This window comes from Nocardia wallacei, from assembly GCF_029868745.1.
GTDB classification, from domain to species: domain Bacteria; phylum Actinomycetota; class Actinomycetes; order Mycobacteriales; family Mycobacteriaceae; genus Nocardia; species Nocardia wallacei_B.
Genome location: NZ_JARWOP010000019.1, coordinates 1 through 19,019 on the forward strand (window position 1 = coordinate 1; position 19,019 = coordinate 19,019).

Below are 19,019 nucleotides of genomic sequence, written 5' to 3' on the forward strand. Positions count from 1 at the left end.
TCGCCCTATAACCCCCCCCCCCCCCCGCTTCCCCCCCCCCCGCGCTCACCCCCCCCCCCGGGGGGGTTGGGTGGGGGCCGCCAAAACCGGCCCCCGGGCCTTGGGGGCGGGGGCGCGCTCGACTGCCGATCAGGCGGGCACCGGCTCCGCGGCTGGGGAGCGGCGGGGCAGGAGTGCGCCCGCGCCCAGCATGAGCACCGCGGCGGCGGCCCAGCAGAGCAGCACGATCAGCGGAGCGGCGGCGCCGTGGCCGTCGAAGAAGGCGACCGAGCGGATCAGCGTGGCGGCGGCGCCCGGCGGCAGTAGCTGGCCGACCGCGCCCCACGGCTGCGGCAGCAGTTCGGGGGCGGAGGTCGCGGCCGAGAACGGATTGCCGACCAGCAGCATGAGCAGCGCGCCGAGACCGATTCCGGCGCGCCCGATCAACGTCGCCAGCCCGGCCACCGCTCCCGCCACCGCGAAGGACACCAGCCCGGCGATCGCCGCCAGCGTGAGGTAGGAGCCGGGCACCAGCTGCATCCAGGTCTGCACCACCACCATGCTGAGCAGTCCCCCGGCGATCCCGAACGCCAGCACGCCGACCGACCGCGTCGCGGCCGTCGGCACCAGCAGGCTGAGCAGCACCCCGCCCGCGATACCGGCCATCACCAGCGGCAGCACCATCGCGCCGAAGCCGGTGCCGCGCGGATCGTCCGGGTCGGCGGGCACCACATCCTGCACCGCGGCGGCCGGAGCGCCGGACATCTGCTGCGCGATGGCCGTAAGTTGTTGCGCCACAGCGGGACTCGCGGCCGAGGCGACCAGCACCCGCGGCGGTCCGCCGTCGGTCACCACGGCGCCGTAGGCATCGCGCTGCTCGATGGCCGTGCGGGCGGCCGCCTCGTCGGCCACGGTGGTGATGTCGAAAGCGTCGCGATCGCGCTCGGCCAGCTTGCCGGCGACCATGCTCGCCGCCGGGCCGGACACCGCGACCGGAAGCTCGCGCGGCTTGATATTCGCGGCCGGCCAGGCGAAGGCGATGAGCATGACAGCTTGCACCAGGGCGGCGGCGAGGCCCACCGCGACGGCGCGCGACGTGGCATTCATGACGTGCTCCCAAAAAAATCGGAGGGTCGTTCTCTTTGTGTCCCCACCGTCGCATCGGCAGCCGAGCTTGTCAAGAACGGATATTCGTTTTATTTTGGAACCATGCCCCGTGTCAGCGAGGAACACCTCGAACGCCGTCGCCAGCAGATCCTCGACGCGGCACAGACGTGTTTCGCGAACAAGGGCTTCCACTCCACCTCGATGCAGGACGTGTTCACCGAGTCGGGCCTGTCCGCGGGCGCCGTCTACCGGTACTTCAAGAGCAAGGACGACCTGATCGCCGCCCTGGCCGCCGACGCCACACAGCTGCTGCGCGGCATCCTGGACGACATCATCAATCGCGATCCGCTGCCGACCCCCGGCGGCCTGGTCGGCGCGCTGACCACGGAGCTCGTCCGGCTCGGCGAGCGCACCGGTCGCGTCCGCCTGGCCCCGCAGGCCTGGGCGCTCGCGCTCACCGACGAGGCGGCCGCACACTACGTGCGGACGGCGATGGGCGCGCTGCGCGACCGTTGGCGGGACTACGCCGACCGGATGCGCGTGATCGGCTGGCTACCGCCCGATGCCGACACCGACGCCGTGGCCAAGGTGCTGCTGGGCATCATGCCCGGTTTCATCCTCCAGCATCTGATGCTCGGCGATGTCACACCGGACGAGATGAGTCGCGGCCTCGACACGCTGTTGCCCGGCTATCGGCACACCCCGACCGCGGGCTAGCGCGGAACCCTCAGGGCACCAGCCCTTTCCGGGCCTCCCCCGCCCCGGCCAGCACGAGCAGCAGCATCGTCGACAGCGCGTCGTCGCCGAGCCCGGCGGCCGGGAAGGTGTAGCGCAGCATCACGTCGGCGAGCTTGTCGCGCACCTTCACCGTGAGCGAGCCGAATTGCAGTGCGCCGTTGCGGTCGGCGACGCGCTTGTGCAGCTGCGCCTTCAGCGGGCGGTCCCAGGCCAGCAGGCAGGTGAGGGTCAGCACGTCCAGTCCGGGCGCCAGGTTCACCCCGCGCAGCGAGCACAGCGCGCCGTCGTATTCGAAGCCGAGCCCGCCGTCCTCGACACGGACGTCGATGTCGAAGCCCGTCAGGCAGGCGCCCGCGCGGACCTGCAGTTCCTGGGCCGCGGCCGTCTCGCTGGTCACTTCACGCCGCCGAAGCGCCGGTCCCGTTTGGCGTACTCCACGCAGGCCTCCCACAGGTTGCGGCGGTCGAAGTCGGGGAACAGCGTGTGCTGGTACACGAACTCCGCGTATGCCGACTGCCAGATCAGGAAGTTCGAGCTGCGCAGTTCGCCCGAGGGCCGCAGGAACAGGTCCACATCGGGCATGTCCGGCTCGTCCAGGTACTGCGCGAAGGTCGACTCGTTGATCTTCTCCGGGTCGAGTTCACCGGCGGCCACCCGGCGGCCGATTTCCCTTGCGGCATCGGCGATCTCGGCGCGCCCACCGTAGTTGACGCACATGGTGAGGGTCATCACCGTGTTGTCCTTGGTGAGTTCCTCGGCGACCTCCAGCTCCTTGATCACGCTGCGCCACAATCGTGGTCGGCGTCCGGCCCAGCGCACCCGCACCCCCATCTCGTGCATCTCGTCGCGGCGGCGGCGGATCACGTCGCGGTTGAAGCCCATCAGGAAGCGGACCTCGTCGGGGCTGCGACGCCAGTTCTCGGTCGAAAAGGCATAGGCCGACAGCCATTTCACGCCGATCTCGATGCACCCCTCGACGGTGTCCATCAGTACCGCCTCGCCGCGCTCGTGCCCGGCGGTGCGGGGCAACCCCTGCTCCTGCGCCCAGCGCCCGTTGCCGTCCATCACCAGCGCCACATGCCGGGGCACGAATTCCAGCGGCAGGTTGGGCGCCGTCGCGCCCGACGGGTGCGGCGTGGGCGGGCGAATCGTGCGGGCGGGCGACGCGGCGGTTGGGGTGCGGTTACCGATCACGGCTTCCATCCTGCATCACGCGGCCGCGGCCCGGTCCGCGGATCCCCGCGTCTCCGGTCATCCCCGCAGCAAGGTCACGCTGTAGACGACGATCCAGCCGATCCACCCGAGCCAGCCGACCAGGCCCGCGAGCGCGATCCGGTGGGTGCCCTCGACGTTGTACGGACTGGCCGACGCCGCGACGAACAGCAGTGCGGCACCGGCGTATCCGAGCCAGGCGTGCCAGTCGGGGATGAATCCCGCGGTGGATCCGGCGGCCGAGAAACCCAGCAGCGCGACCGCGAGGAACATCTGGTTGTAGCCGAACAGCACATTGCTCAGTCCCCACAGTGCGACCGTGGACCCGCGGTCGTGCCGCGCCGCCGCGGCCATGGCGAAGCGCAGCGCTTCCACGCACGCGAAGGCGACGTTCTGCATGAGCACACCGGCGAACCCCACCAGCGCCCAGGCCCGCGCCGCCGAGCCGGCATCCCACAGCCGGTCGACCAGCCCGGCGGCGAAAACGGTCGTGCACAACCACAGCGTCGGCACGAGCACCGACGGCAGTTTCAAGGCGTTGCCGACGGTCGCGAAGGATTCCACCACCGCATCGAGGCTCTGGCCCGCCATCGGCATGGGCAGCCGCCCGCGCACATAGATGATGTTGATGACGACCCCCGAGAGCACGAACCCGAGACCGCCCAGGGCCGCCAGATCGGCGAAACTCATGCGGGCACCCCTTTCACCAGGCAAGGCGACCCGCCCGATATTGGATTTACACTACTTATATTGAATATAGGCATACAAGAACGGGAGGGCAATGACCCAGCCGGAACGACGGCGCTACGACTCGCTGCGCCGCCAGGAGCAGGCGCACCGGACCCGCGCCGATATCGCCGAGGCCGCGCGCCTGCTGTTCGTGCGCCAGGGCTGGGCGGCGACCACGGTGCGGGACGTGGCGCGCGAGGCCGGGGTCTCGGCGCCGACCGTCTATGCGGCCTATACCAACAAGTCCGGCTTGGTCTGGGCACTCGTCGAGGCGGCGGACCTGTCCGCCGACATGTCGCGGATGCTCGCCGGCCTGGAGGGTTCGGCGGATCCCCGCGAGCAGCTCGCCGCGATGGCCGGTTACGACCGGAGGTTGTTCGAACGATCGGGAGACCTCATCGGTTTGATCCGCGAGGCGGGCCGCACCGAACCCGAGCTCGCGGAGGTCTACCGGCGGGCGCGGCGGCTGGCCGACGCCACCCGCGTCGAGGTTTTCTCCTCGTGGCCCGCCGCAACGCTGCGCCCGGACCTCGACATCCCCGCGGCCGTCGACATCTTCGCGGCGCTGTGCAACATCGACGTCTACAACACCCTGACCGGCGAACGCGGCTGGTCCCCCGACCGGATCGAGCGCTGGTGGGCGGACACGCTCGCCCGCGAACTGCTCCACTGACCCGCCATCCGGGCAACCGCCCCCGGCCGCGACATCGCGATACGGTGGGGTCGACCGCCGCCGAACGACGAAGGGTATCGCCGTGACCAGCGAAAGCACGACCAGGCTAGCGGTGCTGATCGATGCCGACAACGCACAGCCGGCGATCGCGGACGGCCTGCTGGCGGAGGTCGCCAAATATGGCACCGCCCATGTGAAGCGGGCCTACGGCGACTGGACGAGCACCAACCTGAAGGGCTGGAAGGACCGGCTGCTGGAGCAGTCGATCCAGCCGATCCAGCAGTTCGGATACACCACCGGCAAGAACGCCACCGACTCGGCGATGATCATCGACGCGATGGATCTGCTCTACACCGGCAAGCTCGACGGCTTCGTCATCGTCTCCAGCGACAGCGATTTCACCAGGCTCGCCAGCCGCATTCGCGAATCCGGGCTCACCGTCTACGGTTTCGGCCAGCGCAAGACGCCGCAGCCGTTCGTCGCCGCCTGTGACAAGTTCATCTACACCGAAAACCTCACCGACACAGCCGAAGAGGCGCCGGCCAAGCCGCAACGCACGGGCGCCAATCAGCTCAAGGGCGACGCCAAACTGATGAATCTGCTGCGCAATGCCGTCGACGCGGCCTCCGACGATTCGGGCTGGGCGATGCTGTCGGGTGTCGGCTCGATCATCAACAAGCAGCGTCCCGACTTCGACCCGCGCACCTACGGATTCCGTAAGCTCGGCGACTTGTTCACCGCCACAACATTGTTCGATATCGAGGGCCGTAGTCCTGGCGAGGGTAAGCCGGAGATCACCTACGTCCGCGACATCCGGTATCGGCGGACGACCTGACCGAGCCGGATATCTCGCACGCGCAGACGAGGTGCTAGCGAGTCGAACGGGGCGGGTCGAGGGGCTGGGTCGGGGTCACGGTACGCACGCGGAACACCAGATCGAACCAGTCGCCGAGCCCCGCACCGGAGATGTGGTGATCGGCGTCGCGGTCGGGGTGGTAGGTTCCGACGATCAGGCGCAGGCGCGCGGGCCGATGCAGCCACTGCCGGACCGAATCCGGTTGCGGCGTGCGGAGATCGAGCAGGTAGCCATCGTGTTCGGGGATATCGAGTACGGCATCGGCGAACTCGCTCGCCGGGGCGGGCACCGTGAGATGCGCGCGCAGGTGGCCCTCGTGGAAGGTGAGCCCCACGGAGAGGTAGTCGGCTCCGAAGCGCTTGCGCAGGAGGTATCCGGTGGTCGGGAACTCCTGCGCCAGCGCCGACACCGTGAGGCGCTCGGCGACAACGGTATTCGACAGGCCTTCCCAGTACACGATCCGCTGTCCCGTGGCGTCGTGCCAGGCGGCGATGCGGTCCGCCGCGGCCACCGCCTCCGCGGCGAGGTCACGACCACCGGCCGCGAGACTCGACTCGTGGTATCGCAGGATCAGCCGCGCCGCGTCCAGCACGTCGGTCGAGCCGGGCAGCGATTCCACCAATGCGAGTGCGTCCCGGGCATGTTCGGCGAAGGGGCGTCCGGGGTGCGTGCCGTCGGCACGCTGAATGTGCTCTCCCAGCCGGTGGGCGGTGATGATCGGGTCGTAGTGCGCGCGAAGTTCGCCGAGGCGCTCCAGGGCCGCGTGCGCGACGAAGTCCGATACCAGCGCATAGTGCGACGGCTTGGCCGCCTCGGGCGTCAGGCCGAACAATCGCAGGGGATCGTCCGGGTGGGCACGATTGAACGTGCGCGCCCAGTCCAGGACCGCAAGGGTTTCGGTGGTGCGCCACGGCACCCAGGCAGTGCGCAGGAGCGCTGCCGGGTCCCCGTTTCCGCCCCGGACGAAATCGTCCAGCGCGGCGACGACCGTCTCATCGTCCAGCAGTGCCAGCGCTCGAAAACCCTGTCGCTCCACCAGTTCTCGCAAGACCCGATGCGCGAGCACCGAGATCTCGTGTGCGGCGCGAGTTGCCATGCCCAGGCCGACGACGACCGCGTCGCCGATCCGGTCGTTGCAGGGCAGCGGCGCATCGGACGCCGGGCCGCCGAACGGCTGGGCCGCGCCGCGGATCCATTCCGTGACCTCGTCGGTGTCGAATTCCCGATGTGCCATGGCGCCCTCCTACAGTTGAGCCGTGCCGCGGGCACGAGCGAAGCGCATATATCTTTGCAGTCAAAGCTATTTACCTTTGACTGCAAAGGTAGATGGAGGTGAGACGGATGTCAACGGCGAGTGACGCGGGACCGGATACCGACGACGCGATCCGGGCGATGCTGCTGCTCATGCCCCGACTGGTCGGCCGGGCCAAGCGCACCCAACCGCCCGCGGAGCTGCGCTCGCTGGCGCCCCGCCACCTGTCGATGCTGTCGTACTTGCTGTTCGACGGACCGATGACGGTGAACGAACTCGCCGCCCGCCTGGCGGTCGCGCCGACCACGGTCAGCCTGATGGTCAGCGACCTGTCCCGGGAGGGCGTGCTCGAGCGCACCGAGGACGACGCCGACCGCCGCCGCAAGATCGTCAGCATCGCCGAGGCGAGATTACCGGCCATCCGGGACTGGCTCGCCCGCGGCGCCGACGCCTGGCGCACCGCCCTCGCCCCATTGACCCCCGCCCAGCGGCAGACGGTGATCGACACCCTGCTCGCCTACGAGAAAGCGGTCACGGAGCCGACCGAGGGGACGGCGGCGCGATGACACGGTTCGGACTGTGGCGGCCCTCGGTCACCTTCTGGCGGGTGTGGACTCTCCTCCTGGTCGTACTTCCGCAGACGCTCGCCACCCGCTTTCCGGATCTGACGTACAGCGACATCGCGCCGGTCCCCGGCGACGGGACGGTAATCGGGGTGGCCTATCTGCCGTCGCCACCGCTGCCCGAGCAATGGCTCGAATACGTCACCGAGTCCGGCCTCGTGGTGCTACTGCCCGCGATCGCCTTCGTCCTGCCGGAAAAATACGCTCGGACCGGAACTCTTTGGGCCGCAGCGATTTTGGCCGCGCTCGGCATGGTCGACGGATATCTCGGCAAGGCGGCGCTGGAGAGCGATACCGGCGGCTCGAGTTCCCTGCTTTTCATGTCGCTGTTCTACGTACCCGCCGCGGTCACGCTCGTGCTGAGTGAACGCGGACGCCTCAGCCGACGCGACTCTCCTCCTCCACCCCGTGCGGGCGAGAGCGCTCGATGAGGGGCAGGGTGCGCAACTGGCGCTCCAGGTGCCATTGCAGGTGGGCGGCGGTCAGTCCGCTGGCCTGGCGGCGGACCGGTTCGGGAACGGCGTCGACGCCCGACCATTCGCCGCGATAGAGGGCATGCATCAGATCCAGCACACCGACGGACGGAGTCGCCGAGCCCGGCGGCCGGCAGTGCACGCACACCGCTCCCCCCGCCGCCACGTGGAAGGCCCGGTGCGGGCCCGGGGTGGCACAGCGGGCACATTCGTCCAGCGCCGGGGCCCAGCCCGCGAAACCCATGGCGCGCAACAGGAATGCGTCCAGGATCAGCTCGTGCGGCCGCTGGTGCGCGGCGATCGCGCGCAGGGCGCCGGCGGTCAGGGTATGCAGCCGCGGGGCCGGGGCACGCTCCTCACCGGCCAGCCGTTCGGCGGTCTCGAGCACCGCGCACGCGGTCGTGTAGCGGCCGTAATCCGCGACGATGCCCGACGCGAACGCCTCCACGGTATGCACCTGGGTAACGGTGTCGAGATTGCGCCCCGGATACAGCTGAATGTCGACATAGGCGAACGGCTCCAGCCGAGCCCCGAACTTCGACCGCGTCCGCCGCACCCCCTTGGCCACCGCCCGCACCAGCCCATGCTGCCGCGTGAGCAACGTGACAATACGATCCGCCTCGCCCAGCTTGTGCTGGCGCAGCACCACCGCATGGTCCCGATACAAACGCACGGCCCCATCCTCCCACGCCCCGGCGACGATGCGAGACGCCACACTGTCACGGCTGCACGACGACTCCCTCCGCGTACACCTGGATGATGCGGGGCGCGTGGAGGGTGCTGATCAGACGGATCCAGTGATATTGCCCGCGTTGTCCACGTCTTGGCCGACGAGCTTCGACAGTGACAACCGCATGACTTCCTGCATGTTCATCACCGTCTCGATGTGCTCACGAATCGAGGTCTCGATATCGATGCCCTGCTCGGCGAACTTCTTCATAAGGTCGTTGGCCATGACGAAGTCGCCGAACCCGGACACCGTTTTTGTTTGGCGCACCAGAACGAACATTTCCTGCAGCTCTGCGATCCGGTCAGTACATACCTTCAGGCATTCCCGAGCTACAGCCTCGTCATCGAAGCTTCCCAGGCCACCGCGGTACTCATACCTGCCCCACCTGACAGGGAATGTTGTCCAGCGGGCGAAACTCATTCGCGGCGAGGCCATTTCGACATCCGTGATGCACATCAGCGCGTGTAGCTGGATTACGTCCAGGTGGCTGGGTGACGGCGTGATCACGGCGTCGACATCGGCGGCGCGCACCTGGTCGACCAGCGGGAGCACCGAAGGTCGGGGCCAGTGCAGGACAAAGCCGAGTTGCCGTGCGAGCCTGCGAATTCTGGCTATCTCCAACTCCGACCACGGGCTGACGGCCGGGTCGACCCACACGAATCGAACGCTGAGCGTGGGAGAGCGGCGGCTTGTCCCGTGAGGACAACAGCTGAAATCGGCTACCGCGGTGCCAATCCCATGCGGTGAGCCAACCCGCGCAATTCGCGTCCCGTGTGATCGCGGGAAGCCGTCGGCAGCAGATCAGTCACGGTCTCGCGAATGAGGACATTGTTGTGGACGTACTGCGGTGCGAGCTGTTCAGCGGTAACGAGGGACTGGACACTCTGAACGCGGGTCGTACGGTCGGTGGCCAACGCTCGGCCGAGATCGCCGTGAAAGCTGGCCTGCCAGCTGCGCAGTGGAATTGCGGCGGGGTGCGCACCGTGGGCAAGTTCTGCCACCTTGCTGCCCTCGCCCAGTTCAGTGGCGAGCGATACCCGCCACAGCTGCACGTTGTCCGAACCGAAGTACAGCCCGGCGAAGTTCTCGCGCTGCTCGGGCAATCGCTGGGCCAAGTCATCGGCTTCGGTGAGATGGTCGTAGGTGCGTACCGCGTCCCCTTGGACGGCGGAAGCCAACGCAGCGATGAAGTGCAAGGTGCCGGCAACCTGGATCGCGTTCGGAGCCTGGGCGGCTGCCAGGTCGTCGATCGCCCTCACGGCCAGATCGTACTGGCGTTGCCTAGCTCCCGTTCCGCCCATGATGCCGCGCAGATAGGCGGCATATCCGAGCCATTCGGGTTCATCCAGCTCTCGCGCGCAGTCGTGTGCCATCCGTACGGCAATCATCGGCAGCCCACGGACTCCGAGATTCTTGCAGACCGATGCGGCGGCCCGATACGCATAGATCAAGGCGACCAACGCATCTCGGCGGTGTTCAGGGTCACGCACGTGGTAGGCATGCAGTTCGCCGAGCAGACCTGGAAGAACGTGGCCCATCGCGGCGTAATCGGCGTTCTCCCGCAACTGATCGGACAAGGTGCCGATCGCCTGAACCACCTCGGGCCAGGGACGTACGACGACACCAGGGTCCTCACCGAGATCGTAGGTCTCCAAGGCGGCCTCGACTCCGGTGATAGCCGCGTGCGCTTCGGCGGTGAGTGGGTCGGTCGGGGGGAACGGCTGGCCGGTCAGTTCCTGGGGTGCCACCCGCAACGCAGTAGCGAGAGACTCGAGCAGTCGGCGGCTGTCGACGTGCTTGTCTCCCCGCTCCAGCTTGCCGAGGTATCCGTACGAGATACCGGCGAGGCCAGCCGCCACCTCGAGGCTCAGCCCGCGCCATGCACGGATCTCGCGCAGCCTGCGTCCTACTTCGTTCGGCGCAATATCGCCCATGACGCGAGGCTACGCACGACGCCACAGGACGTACAGGCGTCGCTCGGTTACGGGCACACTGTCACGGCTGCACGCCGACCCCCTCCGCGTACACCTGGATGATGCGGGGCGCGTGGAGGGTGCGGAGCATCAGGGTGGTCCAGCCGGTGCGGGAACGGTCTACGGCGAAGTCGTCGGCCTCGAGGAGCATACGCTCGGGGCCCTGTTGCTCCATGGTGACCGCCGGGTGGCCCAGCGGGACGTCTACCAGGGCCGTGCGGTTGCCCCACACGATGAGTCGGCGGCGGCTCATCGCGATCGTGCCGGCGGCGATGTTCTCCCAGTTCGAGGAGGCGTAGTGCAGCGTCGTCCGATAACTGCGGTGTGCCACCGACCCTCCGACCGGGCCGAAGACCACGATCCCTTCCGACTCGAGATCCGAACGCAGTTGTAGCGGTAGCTCTTTCGAGCCGAACGCTCGGGACATCCACTTCACGGAGAAGCATCGTAGGGGGATTACGCCGTCGGCGTCGACGGAGCTGGTCGAGCGACCTGCGCAAATGCCGAATCCGGACATCACAATTCGAACACGTCTCCGCAACATACACGAAGCTGGACGCGCGACCAGATGCGCGCTAGGTTGCGAGCGACACCAGGAGAGGGAGACCACCATGACCTCGGCGCCCGCCCGTGACCTCGGCCTGGCCGACCTGGCCGCCGCGATCGCCGCCGGCACGACCTCCGCGGTGGCCGCCACCACCGCCGCCCTCGACCGGATCGAGGAATCCCAGCAGCGGCTCAACGCATTCCGGGTGGTGCGGCGCGAACGTGCGCTCGCCGAAGCGGCCGACGCCGACCTGCGGATCGCCGCCGGGGAGCGCCTGCCGCTGCTCGGAGTCCCGATCGCGGTCAAGGACGATACCGATATCGCCGGGGAGTCAACCGCTTTCGGCTGCGGCGGTGACTTCCCGCCGAAGACCGAGGACGCCGAATCGGTGCGGCGGCTGCGCGCCGCCGGTGCGGTGATCGTCGGGAAGACCAATACCTGTGAGATCGGCCAGTGGCCCTTCACCGATGCCCGGGCCTTCGGCTACACCCGCAACCCGTGGCACGCCGAGCACACGCCCGGCGGTTCCTCGGGCGGGTCGGCCGCCGCGGTCGCCGCCGGACTCGTCCCGGCCGCATTGGGTTCCGACGGCGCCGGTTCGGTGCGGATCCCGTCGTCGTGGACGAATCTGGTCGGCATCAAGCCGCAGCGCGGGCGCATCTCCACGTGGCCGCTGGCCGAGGCGTTCAACGGGCTCACCGTGCACGGCCCGCTGGCACGCACGGTCGCCGACGCGGCCCTGCTGCTCGATGTGGCCGCCGGACCGCATCCGGGCGACAAGCACACCCCGGCCGCGGTGCGCGTCTCCGACTCGGTCGGGCGCGATCCGGGCCGCCTGAAAATCGCCCTGTCACTGCGCATTCCGTTCACCGCGACCCCGACGTCGCTGGACCGCGAAGTCGCCGCCCGGGTACACGCGACCGCGGGCGCCCTGCGCCGCCTCGGGCACGAGGTGATCGTCGCCGACCTGCACTACGGACTCCTGCTGGGCGCCACCTTCCTGCCGCGCTCGATGGCGGGCATACGTACCGAACTGGCGAAACTACCCGGCGCCCAAGTAGATTCGCGCACTCGAAGCAACGCGACCATAGGCCTGCTGCTGAGCGGTCCGGCCCTGTGCGCGGCGCGCGCGGCGGAACCGTTGCTGCGCAAGCGCATCGGCCGCTTCTTCGACAACTATGACCTGGTCCTGGCGCCCACGACCGCCACCCCGCCACCGCCGGTCGACGCCATGGACGGCCTCGGCGTGGCCGCCACCGACGCCCTCATCACTGCCGCCTGCCCCTACACCTGGCCGTGGAATGTCCTGGGGTGGCCCAGCGTCAACGTCCCGGCGGGCTTCACCGATACGGGACTTCCGGTCGGCGCTCAGCTGATGGGTCCGGCCGAATCCGAGCCGCTCCTCGTTTCCGTTGCCGCGCAATTGGAATCGGAACTGCATTGGGAGCGCCATCGGCCCGAGCCCTGGTGGGCAGGATAGCCCGCTCGGGCAGGTGCGTCAGGGCGACGGCGGACTCCAGGTCTCGTCGTCGGCCCGCGTGACGTCCGGGCAGCGGTTCGACTGCGGATCACCGGGACCCAGGTCGATCGCGGTGCCGTGCAGCAGGACACAGCGCTGCTGCTGCCCCGGATCGCGGACATTATCGCTGCGGAGAATGCCAAGCGTCGCATCGTGCGCGATGCGGTCGTCGCTGAAACGCAACGTCCCGGTCATGCCCGCGTAGGGCTGTTCGCGGATCTCCATGGCGACGGCCGCGCGATTCGGGATCGTTTCGACCCCACCGGTCCGGGCACTGCGACCGGCGTTGCGACCTACCGCGTCGAGGACCATTCCCGCCACCTCGTACGCCAGCCCGGTCCGGTCGGCCGGCCATGCGGGCCGATATCCCGCGTTGTCCCGGCTCAACTCGGCGAGCAGGGCGCAGAACTCCAGATAGGCCGGACCGGCAGGCAGTGTGCCGATCCGGTCCGCGCCCTCGACACAGGGGCGACCACCCAGAACGACCGGAGCGCCCTTGGTCACGTAGCGCACCGGCAGCCCGATCGGGATGGTCTCCAGACCGTGCGGATCGGCGATCACCCGGGTCACCGCGTCGTCGCCGAGGATGGTCGGCAGGTCGGCGCTGCCGCACCCTTGCACCGCGGACTTCAGGAAGGGCACGAAATCGTAGTTGCGCCCGGCGAACACGTGCACCGTGCGCGTATCGGCCGTGCCGTTCGAGCACAGCGAGTCCATCCCGTTCAGACCGGCCTGATGTGCCCACACGAGCTTGTCGAAGCCGATGGGTCTCGGCCGCAGCTCCGCTTCCAACGCCGCCGCGAGCGACCGCACGTACAGATCGTCGGGCGCATCGGGGTAATAGATGACCACCTTGTCGTGGCGACGCTGCCCGGCCTGCGCACTACCGGCCGGATAACGCGCTCCCAGCACATAATCGGCGATCAGCCGCGCCTGCTGCACGTTGCTCGGGACCGGTTGCAGATACAGCGGCGAAGCGTCCTCGAGGCCATCACCCGACAACGTGGTGGGGACGACCGGCACGCCCAGCTCCCCGAACCTGCCGATGACCTGCTGGGTGTCCTTGCTGCTGCGGTCCATCCCCACCACGGCCAGCACGCCGGGATCCGCTCGCACCAGCGGACGCAGCAGATTGTCGGTAACCCACGGCGCCGCAACCATATTCGCGCCGCCGTTGGCGACGACAACCCGCAACAGCGGCTCCGAGGATTGCGGCGCCCGATTCAACTCCCGTTGCCGCATGGCCAGGCCCGCCAGCTCCTCCACCTGCGCGCGGGGATACTGCTCGTTCGTTTTCGTCGAGTACGTCAATCCGGCGAAGTAGATCAGTGACACCAGCGGCCGCCGCGGGCTCGCCGCGTGCCGCTGCGCGGCGATCTCGTTCTGGCGGAATACCTCTCGCTGCATATCGGTCAGCACTTGATCGGAGCCGAAGGTCAGCCGGTCGTCGGCGCTGTAGCCGACGCACTCCCCCGCTCGAATCACGGTGCCGGGGTGGGATTCACACGGCGCTTGCTCCGGTAGCAACGACCGGGCCACCGGAACCGCCGCCACCAGCAGGACGACCACGGCCACCAGCGCGACGACCTGGCGCCGCCGCGTCCAGAACGGCGGCAGGGGCGGCAGCGAGCCGGGCCCCGCGGGCAGCGCGCCGGCCGACCGCATCAGCGAATCGGGCAGGGACAGCACCAGATACCAGGCGCCGTCGGCATGCCGGCGGCGCAACGCGCCGATGGTGTCCCGCCACTGCGCGAGCGGTCCGCGCGACGCTCCCGTGCGGCCGGGCGGTTCGGCGAACAACTCCTCGATCTCGCCGACGGGCCGGTTGTCGGGGGCATCGGTCATCGTGGCGACCACGGCCAGCGGATCGAACATGCCGGTGTCGTTGCGGATGTCGTTGATCGTGCGCAGGAACTCGCCCGCCACGCTGCCCGGTTCCACCGACTGCAGCAGCACCACCGGATAGGCCGTGCGCCGCCAACTGGAGGGCCGCAGCAGGCGGCGTCGATACGCGCACCGCAGATCCTCCAGAAACGCGTGTACGAGCAGCTTCGCGACCTGCTCCGGATCCTCGTGCCGCCGGTTGGGCTGGACCAGGCGGCCCGCGAAACCCAGGAAGCTGACCGACAATTCGGGGCTGAGGTACCGCTGACCCATGAACCAGCGCGCCTCCCGCGACAAACCCGGCGCCCGCCCGCTGACGAACAGCCACAGCTGCAGCGCCGGCCACAGCCGCACCAAAACCTGTACCGGCCATGGGGTCTTGTCGGCGGCGGCATCGGCCGCATCGTGCACCGCTCCCTGCGGACGGCCACGCGCCACTCGCAGCAACTCGGGCACACAATCCTCGAGTTCCGCCGTGACATCGACATCGGCGGCGAATTCGCGGCCGACCAGCCACGCCGCGATGCGGTAGCGCGGGAAGGTGATCGGCCCGGCGCCGGAGTTGTCCATAGCCAGCCCGATCCGCAGCCGGTCGAGTAATCCGACCAGCGCGGTGAGGGCGGAATCGGCGGATGTCGCTCCGGTCGGCGGATCGGCGGTCACCAGTACCCGCGGGGCGGCGCGCCCGTTCCCCCGCACCAACCATGCCGAGGTCCGTTCCAGCAGTGTGCTTTCCGCGGCCTTCGCGCCGACCAGGCACACGATCGGCGGCGGCAGCGGCCGGCGGCGGTGCCGCAGCAGGGTCCGCCAGAAATGCGGCCACACCCGCGGCTTCTCGTCCGGCACGAACAGCGCGCGCAGCAGAGCCAAATACTCGACGACGATTTCCGGCACCCTCAGTCCCCATCGTGCAGCGCGTGGCGGGCGCGGCGATCACCCCGCCCGGTACGACGTTTTCGCCCGCACCGTGCTGCTCGCCGCCGCGGTACGGCCGAAAAACCGAGTGTGCCAGGTAATCCCGGACCGTGCCGGGCTTCGCGGCCCGCGGACGTCGCCGCGCCGGGCTCAGAAGCCGAGCTTGCCCAGCTGTTTCGGGTCGCGCTGCCAGTCCTTGGCGACCTTGACGTGCAGGTGCAGATAGATGCGGGTGCCGAGGATGAGTTCGATCTGCTTGCGGGCGGCGGTGCCGACCTCCTTCAGGCGGGAGCCGCCCTTGCCGATCACGATCGCCTTCTGGCTGGGACGTTCCACGTAGAGCAGCGCGTGCACGTCGAGCATGGCCGGAGCGGAGCGGAGGCCAGTAGGCACAGCCTCGTGTTCCTTCTCGTTTTCGCGCGGCAGGATCTCCTCGATGACGACCGCCAGCGAATGCGGCAGTTCGTCACGCACGCCCTCCAGCGCGGCCTCGCGGATCAGCTCGGCCATCAGGGTTTCCTCGGGCTCGTCGGTCAGCTCGCCGTCGGGGTAGAACGCCGGGCCCTCCGGCATTTTCGAGGCGATGACGTCGACCAGCACCTCGACCTGCTCGCCCTTCACAGCCGACACCGGAACCACGTCCGCGTCCGGGCCGAGCAGCTGCGATACGGCAACCAACTGCTGGGCGACCTGGTCCCGGCTCACCTTGTCGATCTTGGTGACCACGCCGAGCAGGGTGGTCTTGGGCGCCATCTGGGTGATCTGCTGGACGATCCAGCGGTCGCCGGGACCGATCTTCTCGTCGGCGGGGATGCACAGGGCGATGACGTCGACCTCGGAGTAGGTGTCACGCACCAGATCGTTGAGCCGCTGTCCCAAAAGCGTGCGCGGGCGGTGCAGACCGGGCGTGTCGACGAGGATGAGCTGGGTGTGCTCGCGGTGCACGATGCCGCGGATGGTGTGCCGGGTGGTCTGCGGGCGCGAGGAGGTGATGGCGATCTTCTGACCCACCATGGCGTTGGTGAGCGTCGACTTGCCGGTGTTCGGGCGGCCGACGAAACAGACGAAGCCGGAACGGAATTCGTCGCTCATTCGAACACCCCGGATTCGGCGTCGGGATCGAAATCGTCGGGTAGGTTGCCCCGGCGCGGAGCGGTCACCTCACCGCCGATCGGGTTCTCCACCCCGTACGGGTTCTCCTTCGTACCGCCGCCCGCCGCGCCGGTGAACGTCTCGACGACCTCGCCCTTGCGATCGGTGAGAACGATCCGCGCCTGCCGCGACACCTCGTGCACGGCGGCCGCGCCCGGGTCCTGCCGCTGCCCGCCGACCACCACCGCCGCCTCGAAACCCGCTGCGCCGCTGGAGATCGCGGCCGCCACCGCCGCCTGCAACGCGGTCAGCGACAGTGCCCGCAGCTCCACCGCGCCGGCGGCGTAGGTGCGCCCGTCGGTGTCGCGCACCGCGGCGCCGCTGCCGCCGCCGGTGCGGCCCATCGCGCCGCGGGCCAGCACCAGCAGCTTGTTGTCCTCGGCGTCCAGTCCCGCGGTGTCAGTCATCGCCATCTCCATCCTCGTGTCCGGCAAACCCGTTGTTCCCCTTGCTTCTCGCGTCCACCTTCTCCGGCGCGCGCTTGACCACCACGGTGTGCACCCGCACCCGGCCGCGCGCGTCGGCGCCGCCCTCGCCGCGCAACTGCAACCCGTGCACCACGATCTTCGAACCCGGCAGCGGAACCCGGCCGAGCGCGTGCGCCAGCAGGCCGCCCACGGTGTCGACGTCCTCTTCCTCGATCTCCATGTCGAACAGCTCGCCGAGGTCGTCCACCGACAGCCGCGCCGCCACCCGATACTTGCCGTGGCCGAGATCCTCGATGGGGGCGATCTCGTCGGTGTCGTACTCGTCGGCGATCTCGCCCACGATCTCCTCGAGCACGTCCTCGATGGTCACCAGTCCGGCGATGCCGCCGTACTCGTCGACCAGTAGCGCCATGTGGATGCGGCGGCGCTGCATCTCGTCCAGCAGCGCGTCCAGCGGCTTGGAGTCGGGCACGAAGACCGGCGGCCGCATCACCTCGGCGACCCGCACCTTCTTACCCCGATCCGCGTAGGGCACAAGGTCTTTCAAGTAGACGACACCCAGGATGTCGTCGACGTTCTCGCCGATGACCGGGATGCGCGAGTGTCCGGACCGCACCGCCAGCGACATCGCCTGCGACGCGGTCTTGTCCGACTCGATCCACACCATCTCGGTGCGCGGCACCATCACCGCGCGGGCCGGGGTGTCGCCGAGTTCGAAGACCGACTGGATCATCCGGCGCTCGTCGGAATCCACCACGCCGCTCTGCTGAGCCATGTCCACGACCTCACGCAGCTCGACCTCGGAGGCGAAGGGGCCGTTGCGGAATCCCTTACCGGGGGTGATCGCGTTACCGATCAGGATCAGCAGGCGGCTCACCGGTCCCAGCAGCGATCCGATCGTCTGCAGCGGCAGTGCCGCGCCGAGCGAGATCGAATAGGCGTGCTGCCGGCCGAGCGTGCGCGGGCCGACACCGATGACCACGTAGTCGACCAGCACCATCACCACCGCGGTCACCAGCAGCGCCCAACCGGTGCTCAGCCAGTCGGCCAGCGCGGCGGCGAGCAGCACGGTGGCGGTGATCTCGCAGACCAGGCGCAGCAGCACCATCAGATTCACGTAGCGGGGTCGGTCCACCACGATGCGGGCCAGGCGACGGGCGCCGCCGCGATCGGCGCGCACCAGATCGTCCACGCGCGCCGGCGAGATGGTGGCCAGGGCCGCGTCGATGGCCGCGAACACGCCACCGACGGGAACCAACAGGATCGCCAGCAGCAGCAGGGTCAGCGAATTCACGCGTCGCCCTTCGCGGGGGGTTCGGGGCCTTCGCTCATGCCGGGTCCAAGGGGTCCCCGGGCGCGGTGAAACCGGTCTTGCCGAGCAACCGGCGATCGCGTTCGGCGAGTTCGGCACGCCGCTGCGCCTCGCGCAGGCTCTCGTACCATTCGGCGAGCAGACGATTCTGCAGGCCGAACATCTCCTTCTCCTCCTCCGGCTCGGCATGGTCGTAGCCGAGCAGATGCAGGACGCCGTGCACGGTGAGCAGCGCCAGCTCGTGGTCGAGCGCGTGCCCCGCCTTGGTCGCCTGCGCGGCCGCGAACTCCGGGCACAGCACGATGTCGCCGAGCATCGACGGCCCCGGCTCGCCACTGTCCGGGCGGCCACCGGGCTCCAACTCGTCCATCGGAAACGACATCACGTCGGTCGGCCCCGGCAGATCCATCCACCGCATGTGCAGGTCGGCCATCGTGTCGAGATCGACCAGCACCATGGACAACTCGGCCGCCGGATGCACATCCATCCGCCCGATCACGAACCGCGCGACACTGACCAGCTCTTCCTCGGATACATCCATACCCGACTCGTTGGCGATCTCGATACTCACCCTGTCAGCCTAATCGCAGGTCGAACTACCCCCGCCCAGCGGTGCACACGAGCCGCCCACACACCCCACCCAGCACCGTCAGCAAACCACGCAACCCCGCCCACCACATTCAATCTTCGCAACCACCACGGTTTTCGGCGCGTGTCGCGGGTTTGGGTGGGGGGGGGGCGCGCGGCCGGGGGCGCCCCCGCCGCCCCCCCACCACGCCCACCCCGGAGCTGCTCGACCTCACCAGGGTGTACTTCGACTTCGTGATCGATGCGCTCACCCCGGACGGGCGCTGCCACAATCGACGCGGGCCGGACCGGTGCTGGCAGGACGAGCCCAGCCTCGACGATCATTGGGG

At 69.0% G+C, this 19,019-nt stretch carries 19 protein-coding genes and 1 pseudogene; 6 read left to right on the top strand and 14 right to left on the bottom strand.

Going from position 1 to position 19,019, the window contains the following annotated elements; genetic code table 11:
* Positions 1-129: 129 nt before the first annotated feature.
* Positions 130-1,086, bottom strand: a complete 957-nt coding sequence (locus QH470_RS00590) for an ABC transporter permease (protein WP_280270249.1) — start codon at positions 1,084-1,086, stop codon at positions 130-132.
* Between the two features lie 102 nt (positions 1,087-1,188).
* On the opposite strand from QH470_RS00590, the gene QH470_RS00595 reads away from it, so the two are divergent.
* Positions 1,189-1,803 (top strand): TetR/AcrR family transcriptional regulator, encoded by a 615-nt coding sequence (locus tag QH470_RS00595; protein ID WP_280270250.1) that lies wholly within the window; start codon positions 1,189-1,191, stop codon positions 1,801-1,803.
* 10 nt (positions 1,804-1,813) lie between these two features.
* On the opposite strand, the gene QH470_RS00600 is transcribed toward QH470_RS00595, so the two are convergent.
* Genes QH470_RS00600 through QH470_RS00610 form a run of 3 tightly spaced genes read right to left on the bottom strand, consistent with a single transcriptional unit; the run spans position 1,814 to position 3,726 of the window.
* Positions 1,814-2,221 (bottom strand): hypothetical protein, encoded by a 408-nt coding sequence (locus QH470_RS00600; protein WP_400181884.1) that lies wholly within the window; start codon positions 2,219-2,221, stop codon positions 1,814-1,816.
* A complete protein-coding gene (locus QH470_RS00605) occupies positions 2,218-3,027 on the bottom strand; it encodes an isoprenyl transferase (protein WP_280270251.1) in 810 nt (269 codons plus the stop codon). Before QH470_RS00605 ends, QH470_RS00600 begins: the two co-directional genes overlap by 4 nt.
* A gap of 48 nt (positions 3,028-3,075) precedes the next feature.
* Positions 3,076-3,726, bottom strand: a complete 651-nt coding sequence (locus tag QH470_RS00610; protein ID WP_280270252.1) for a hypothetical protein — start codon at positions 3,724-3,726, stop codon at positions 3,076-3,078.
* 91 nt (positions 3,727-3,817) lie between these two features.
* Between QH470_RS00610 and QH470_RS00615 the strand changes: the two genes are divergently transcribed.
* A complete protein-coding gene (locus QH470_RS00615) occupies positions 3,818-4,438 on the top strand; it encodes a TetR/AcrR family transcriptional regulator (protein WP_280270253.1) in 621 nt (206 codons plus the stop codon).
* Positions 4,439-4,520: 82 nt separating this feature from the next.
* On the top strand, positions 4,521-5,273 hold the full coding sequence (locus tag QH470_RS00620) for an NYN domain-containing protein (RefSeq protein WP_280270254.1): 753 nt from the start codon (positions 4,521-4,523) through the stop codon (positions 5,271-5,273).
* Between the two features lie 34 nt (positions 5,274-5,307).
* Here the strand turns inward: QH470_RS00620 and QH470_RS00625 are convergent, their stop codons facing one another.
* Positions 5,308-6,528, bottom strand: coding sequence for an erythromycin esterase family protein (locus QH470_RS00625; protein WP_280270255.1), 1,221 nt, complete (start codon positions 6,526-6,528; stop codon positions 5,308-5,310).
* Positions 6,529-6,635: 107 nt separating this feature from the next.
* On the opposite strand from QH470_RS00625, the gene QH470_RS00630 reads away from it, so the two are divergent.
* Both QH470_RS00630 and QH470_RS00635 read left to right on the top strand, forming a co-directional pair.
* On the top strand, positions 6,636-7,112 hold the full coding sequence (locus QH470_RS00630; RefSeq protein WP_280270256.1) for a MarR family winged helix-turn-helix transcriptional regulator: 477 nt from the start codon (positions 6,636-6,638) through the stop codon (positions 7,110-7,112).
* Entirely contained in the window at positions 7,109-7,600 is a 492-nt protein-coding gene (locus QH470_RS00635) for a hypothetical protein (protein WP_280270257.1), read from the top strand. The genes QH470_RS00630 and QH470_RS00635 overlap by 4 nt, the downstream gene beginning before the upstream one ends.
* Here the strand turns inward: QH470_RS00635 and recO are convergent.
* The 4 genes from recO to QH470_RS00655 form a co-directional block, all read right to left on the bottom strand.
* Positions 7,548-8,315, bottom strand: coding sequence for a DNA repair protein RecO (recO, locus tag QH470_RS00640; protein WP_280270258.1), 768 nt, complete (start codon positions 8,313-8,315; stop codon positions 7,548-7,550). The two genes, QH470_RS00635 and recO, sit on opposite strands and share 53 nt — an antisense overlap.
* Positions 8,316-8,426: 111 nt before the next feature.
* Complete coding sequence (locus QH470_RS00645; RefSeq protein ID WP_280270259.1) at positions 8,427-9,029, bottom strand: hypothetical protein; 603 nt, start codon at positions 9,027-9,029, stop codon at positions 8,427-8,429.
* A gap of 62 nt (positions 9,030-9,091) precedes the next feature.
* Positions 9,092-10,306 carry a helix-turn-helix domain-containing protein gene (locus tag QH470_RS00650; RefSeq protein WP_280270260.1) on the bottom strand — a complete coding sequence of 405 codons (1,215 nt, stop codon included), beginning with the start codon at positions 10,304-10,306 and terminating at the stop codon, positions 9,092-9,094.
* 61 nt (positions 10,307-10,367) lie between these two features.
* The gene (locus QH470_RS00655; protein ID WP_280270261.1) at positions 10,368-10,781 is read right to left on the bottom strand and encodes a hypothetical protein; all 414 of its coding nucleotides are present in this window, start codon (positions 10,779-10,781) and stop codon (positions 10,368-10,370) included.
* A gap of 175 nt (positions 10,782-10,956) precedes the next feature.
* On the opposite strand from QH470_RS00655, the gene QH470_RS00660 reads away from it, so the two are divergent.
* Positions 10,957-12,372, top strand: a complete 1,416-nt coding sequence (locus QH470_RS00660) for an amidase (protein ID WP_280270262.1) — start codon at positions 10,957-10,959, stop codon at positions 12,370-12,372.
* 18 nt (positions 12,373-12,390) lie between these two features.
* On the opposite strand, the gene QH470_RS00665 is transcribed toward QH470_RS00660, so the two are convergent.
* The 5 genes and pseudogenes from QH470_RS00665 to ybeY form a co-directional block, all read right to left on the bottom strand.
* The gene (locus QH470_RS00665; protein ID WP_280270263.1) at positions 12,391-15,189 is read right to left on the bottom strand and encodes an ABC transporter substrate-binding protein; all 2,799 of its coding nucleotides are present in this window, start codon (positions 15,187-15,189) and stop codon (positions 12,391-12,393) included.
* A gap of 171 nt (positions 15,190-15,360) precedes the next feature.
* Positions 15,361-16,302, bottom strand: a complete 942-nt coding sequence (era, locus tag QH470_RS00670) for a GTPase Era (protein WP_280270264.1) — start codon at positions 16,300-16,302, stop codon at positions 15,361-15,363.
* 140 nt (positions 16,303-16,442) lie between these two features.
* A pseudogene (locus QH470_RS00675) lies at positions 16,443-16,775 on the bottom strand (cytidine deaminase); the annotation flags it as partial.
* On the bottom strand, positions 16,762-18,084 hold the full coding sequence (locus QH470_RS00680) for a hemolysin family protein (protein WP_280270265.1): 1,323 nt from the start codon (positions 18,082-18,084) through the stop codon (positions 16,762-16,764). The pseudogene QH470_RS00675 and the gene QH470_RS00680, both read right to left, overlap by 14 nt.
* A gap of 34 nt (positions 18,085-18,118) precedes the next feature.
* Positions 18,119-18,673, bottom strand: a complete 555-nt coding sequence (ybeY, locus tag QH470_RS00685; protein WP_187684444.1) for an rRNA maturation RNase YbeY — start codon at positions 18,671-18,673, stop codon at positions 18,119-18,121.
* Positions 18,674-19,019 lie beyond the last annotated feature (346 nt).

What these genes read in the sequence shown, in the direction of transcription:
- QH470_RS00590 (WP_280270249.1), bottom strand. Translation starts at nt 1,086, where the DNA reads ATGAATGCCACGTCGCGCGCCGTCGCGGTGGGCCTCGCCGCCGCCCTG.
- QH470_RS00595 (WP_280270250.1), top strand. Translation starts at nt 1,189, where the DNA reads ATGCCCCGTGTCAGCGAGGAACACCTCGAACGCCGTCGCCAGCAGATC.
- QH470_RS00605 (WP_280270251.1), bottom strand. Translation starts at nt 3,027, where the DNA reads ATGGAAGCCGTGATCGGTAACCGCACCCCAACCGCCGCGTCGCCCGCC.
- QH470_RS00610 (WP_280270252.1), bottom strand. Translation starts at nt 3,726, where the DNA reads ATGAGTTTCGCCGATCTGGCGGCCCTGGGCGGTCTCGGGTTCGTGCTC.
- QH470_RS00615 (WP_280270253.1), top strand. Translation starts at nt 3,818, where the DNA reads ATGACCCAGCCGGAACGACGGCGCTACGACTCGCTGCGCCGCCAGGAG.
- QH470_RS00625 (WP_280270255.1), bottom strand. Translation starts at nt 6,528, where the DNA reads ATGGCACATCGGGAATTCGACACCGACGAGGTCACGGAATGGATCCGC.
- QH470_RS00630 (WP_280270256.1), top strand. Translation starts at nt 6,636, where the DNA reads ATGTCAACGGCGAGTGACGCGGGACCGGATACCGACGACGCGATCCGG.
- QH470_RS00635 (WP_280270257.1), top strand. Translation starts at nt 7,109, where the DNA reads ATGACACGGTTCGGACTGTGGCGGCCCTCGGTCACCTTCTGGCGGGTG.
- QH470_RS00650 (WP_280270260.1), bottom strand. Translation starts at nt 10,306, where the DNA reads ATGGGCGATATTGCGCCGAACGAAGTAGGACGCAGGCTGCGCGAGATC.
- QH470_RS00660 (WP_280270262.1), top strand. Translation starts at nt 10,957, where the DNA reads ATGACCTCGGCGCCCGCCCGTGACCTCGGCCTGGCCGACCTGGCCGCC.
- era (WP_280270264.1), bottom strand. Translation starts at nt 16,302, where the DNA reads ATGAGCGACGAATTCCGTTCCGGCTTCGTCTGTTTCGTCGGCCGCCCG.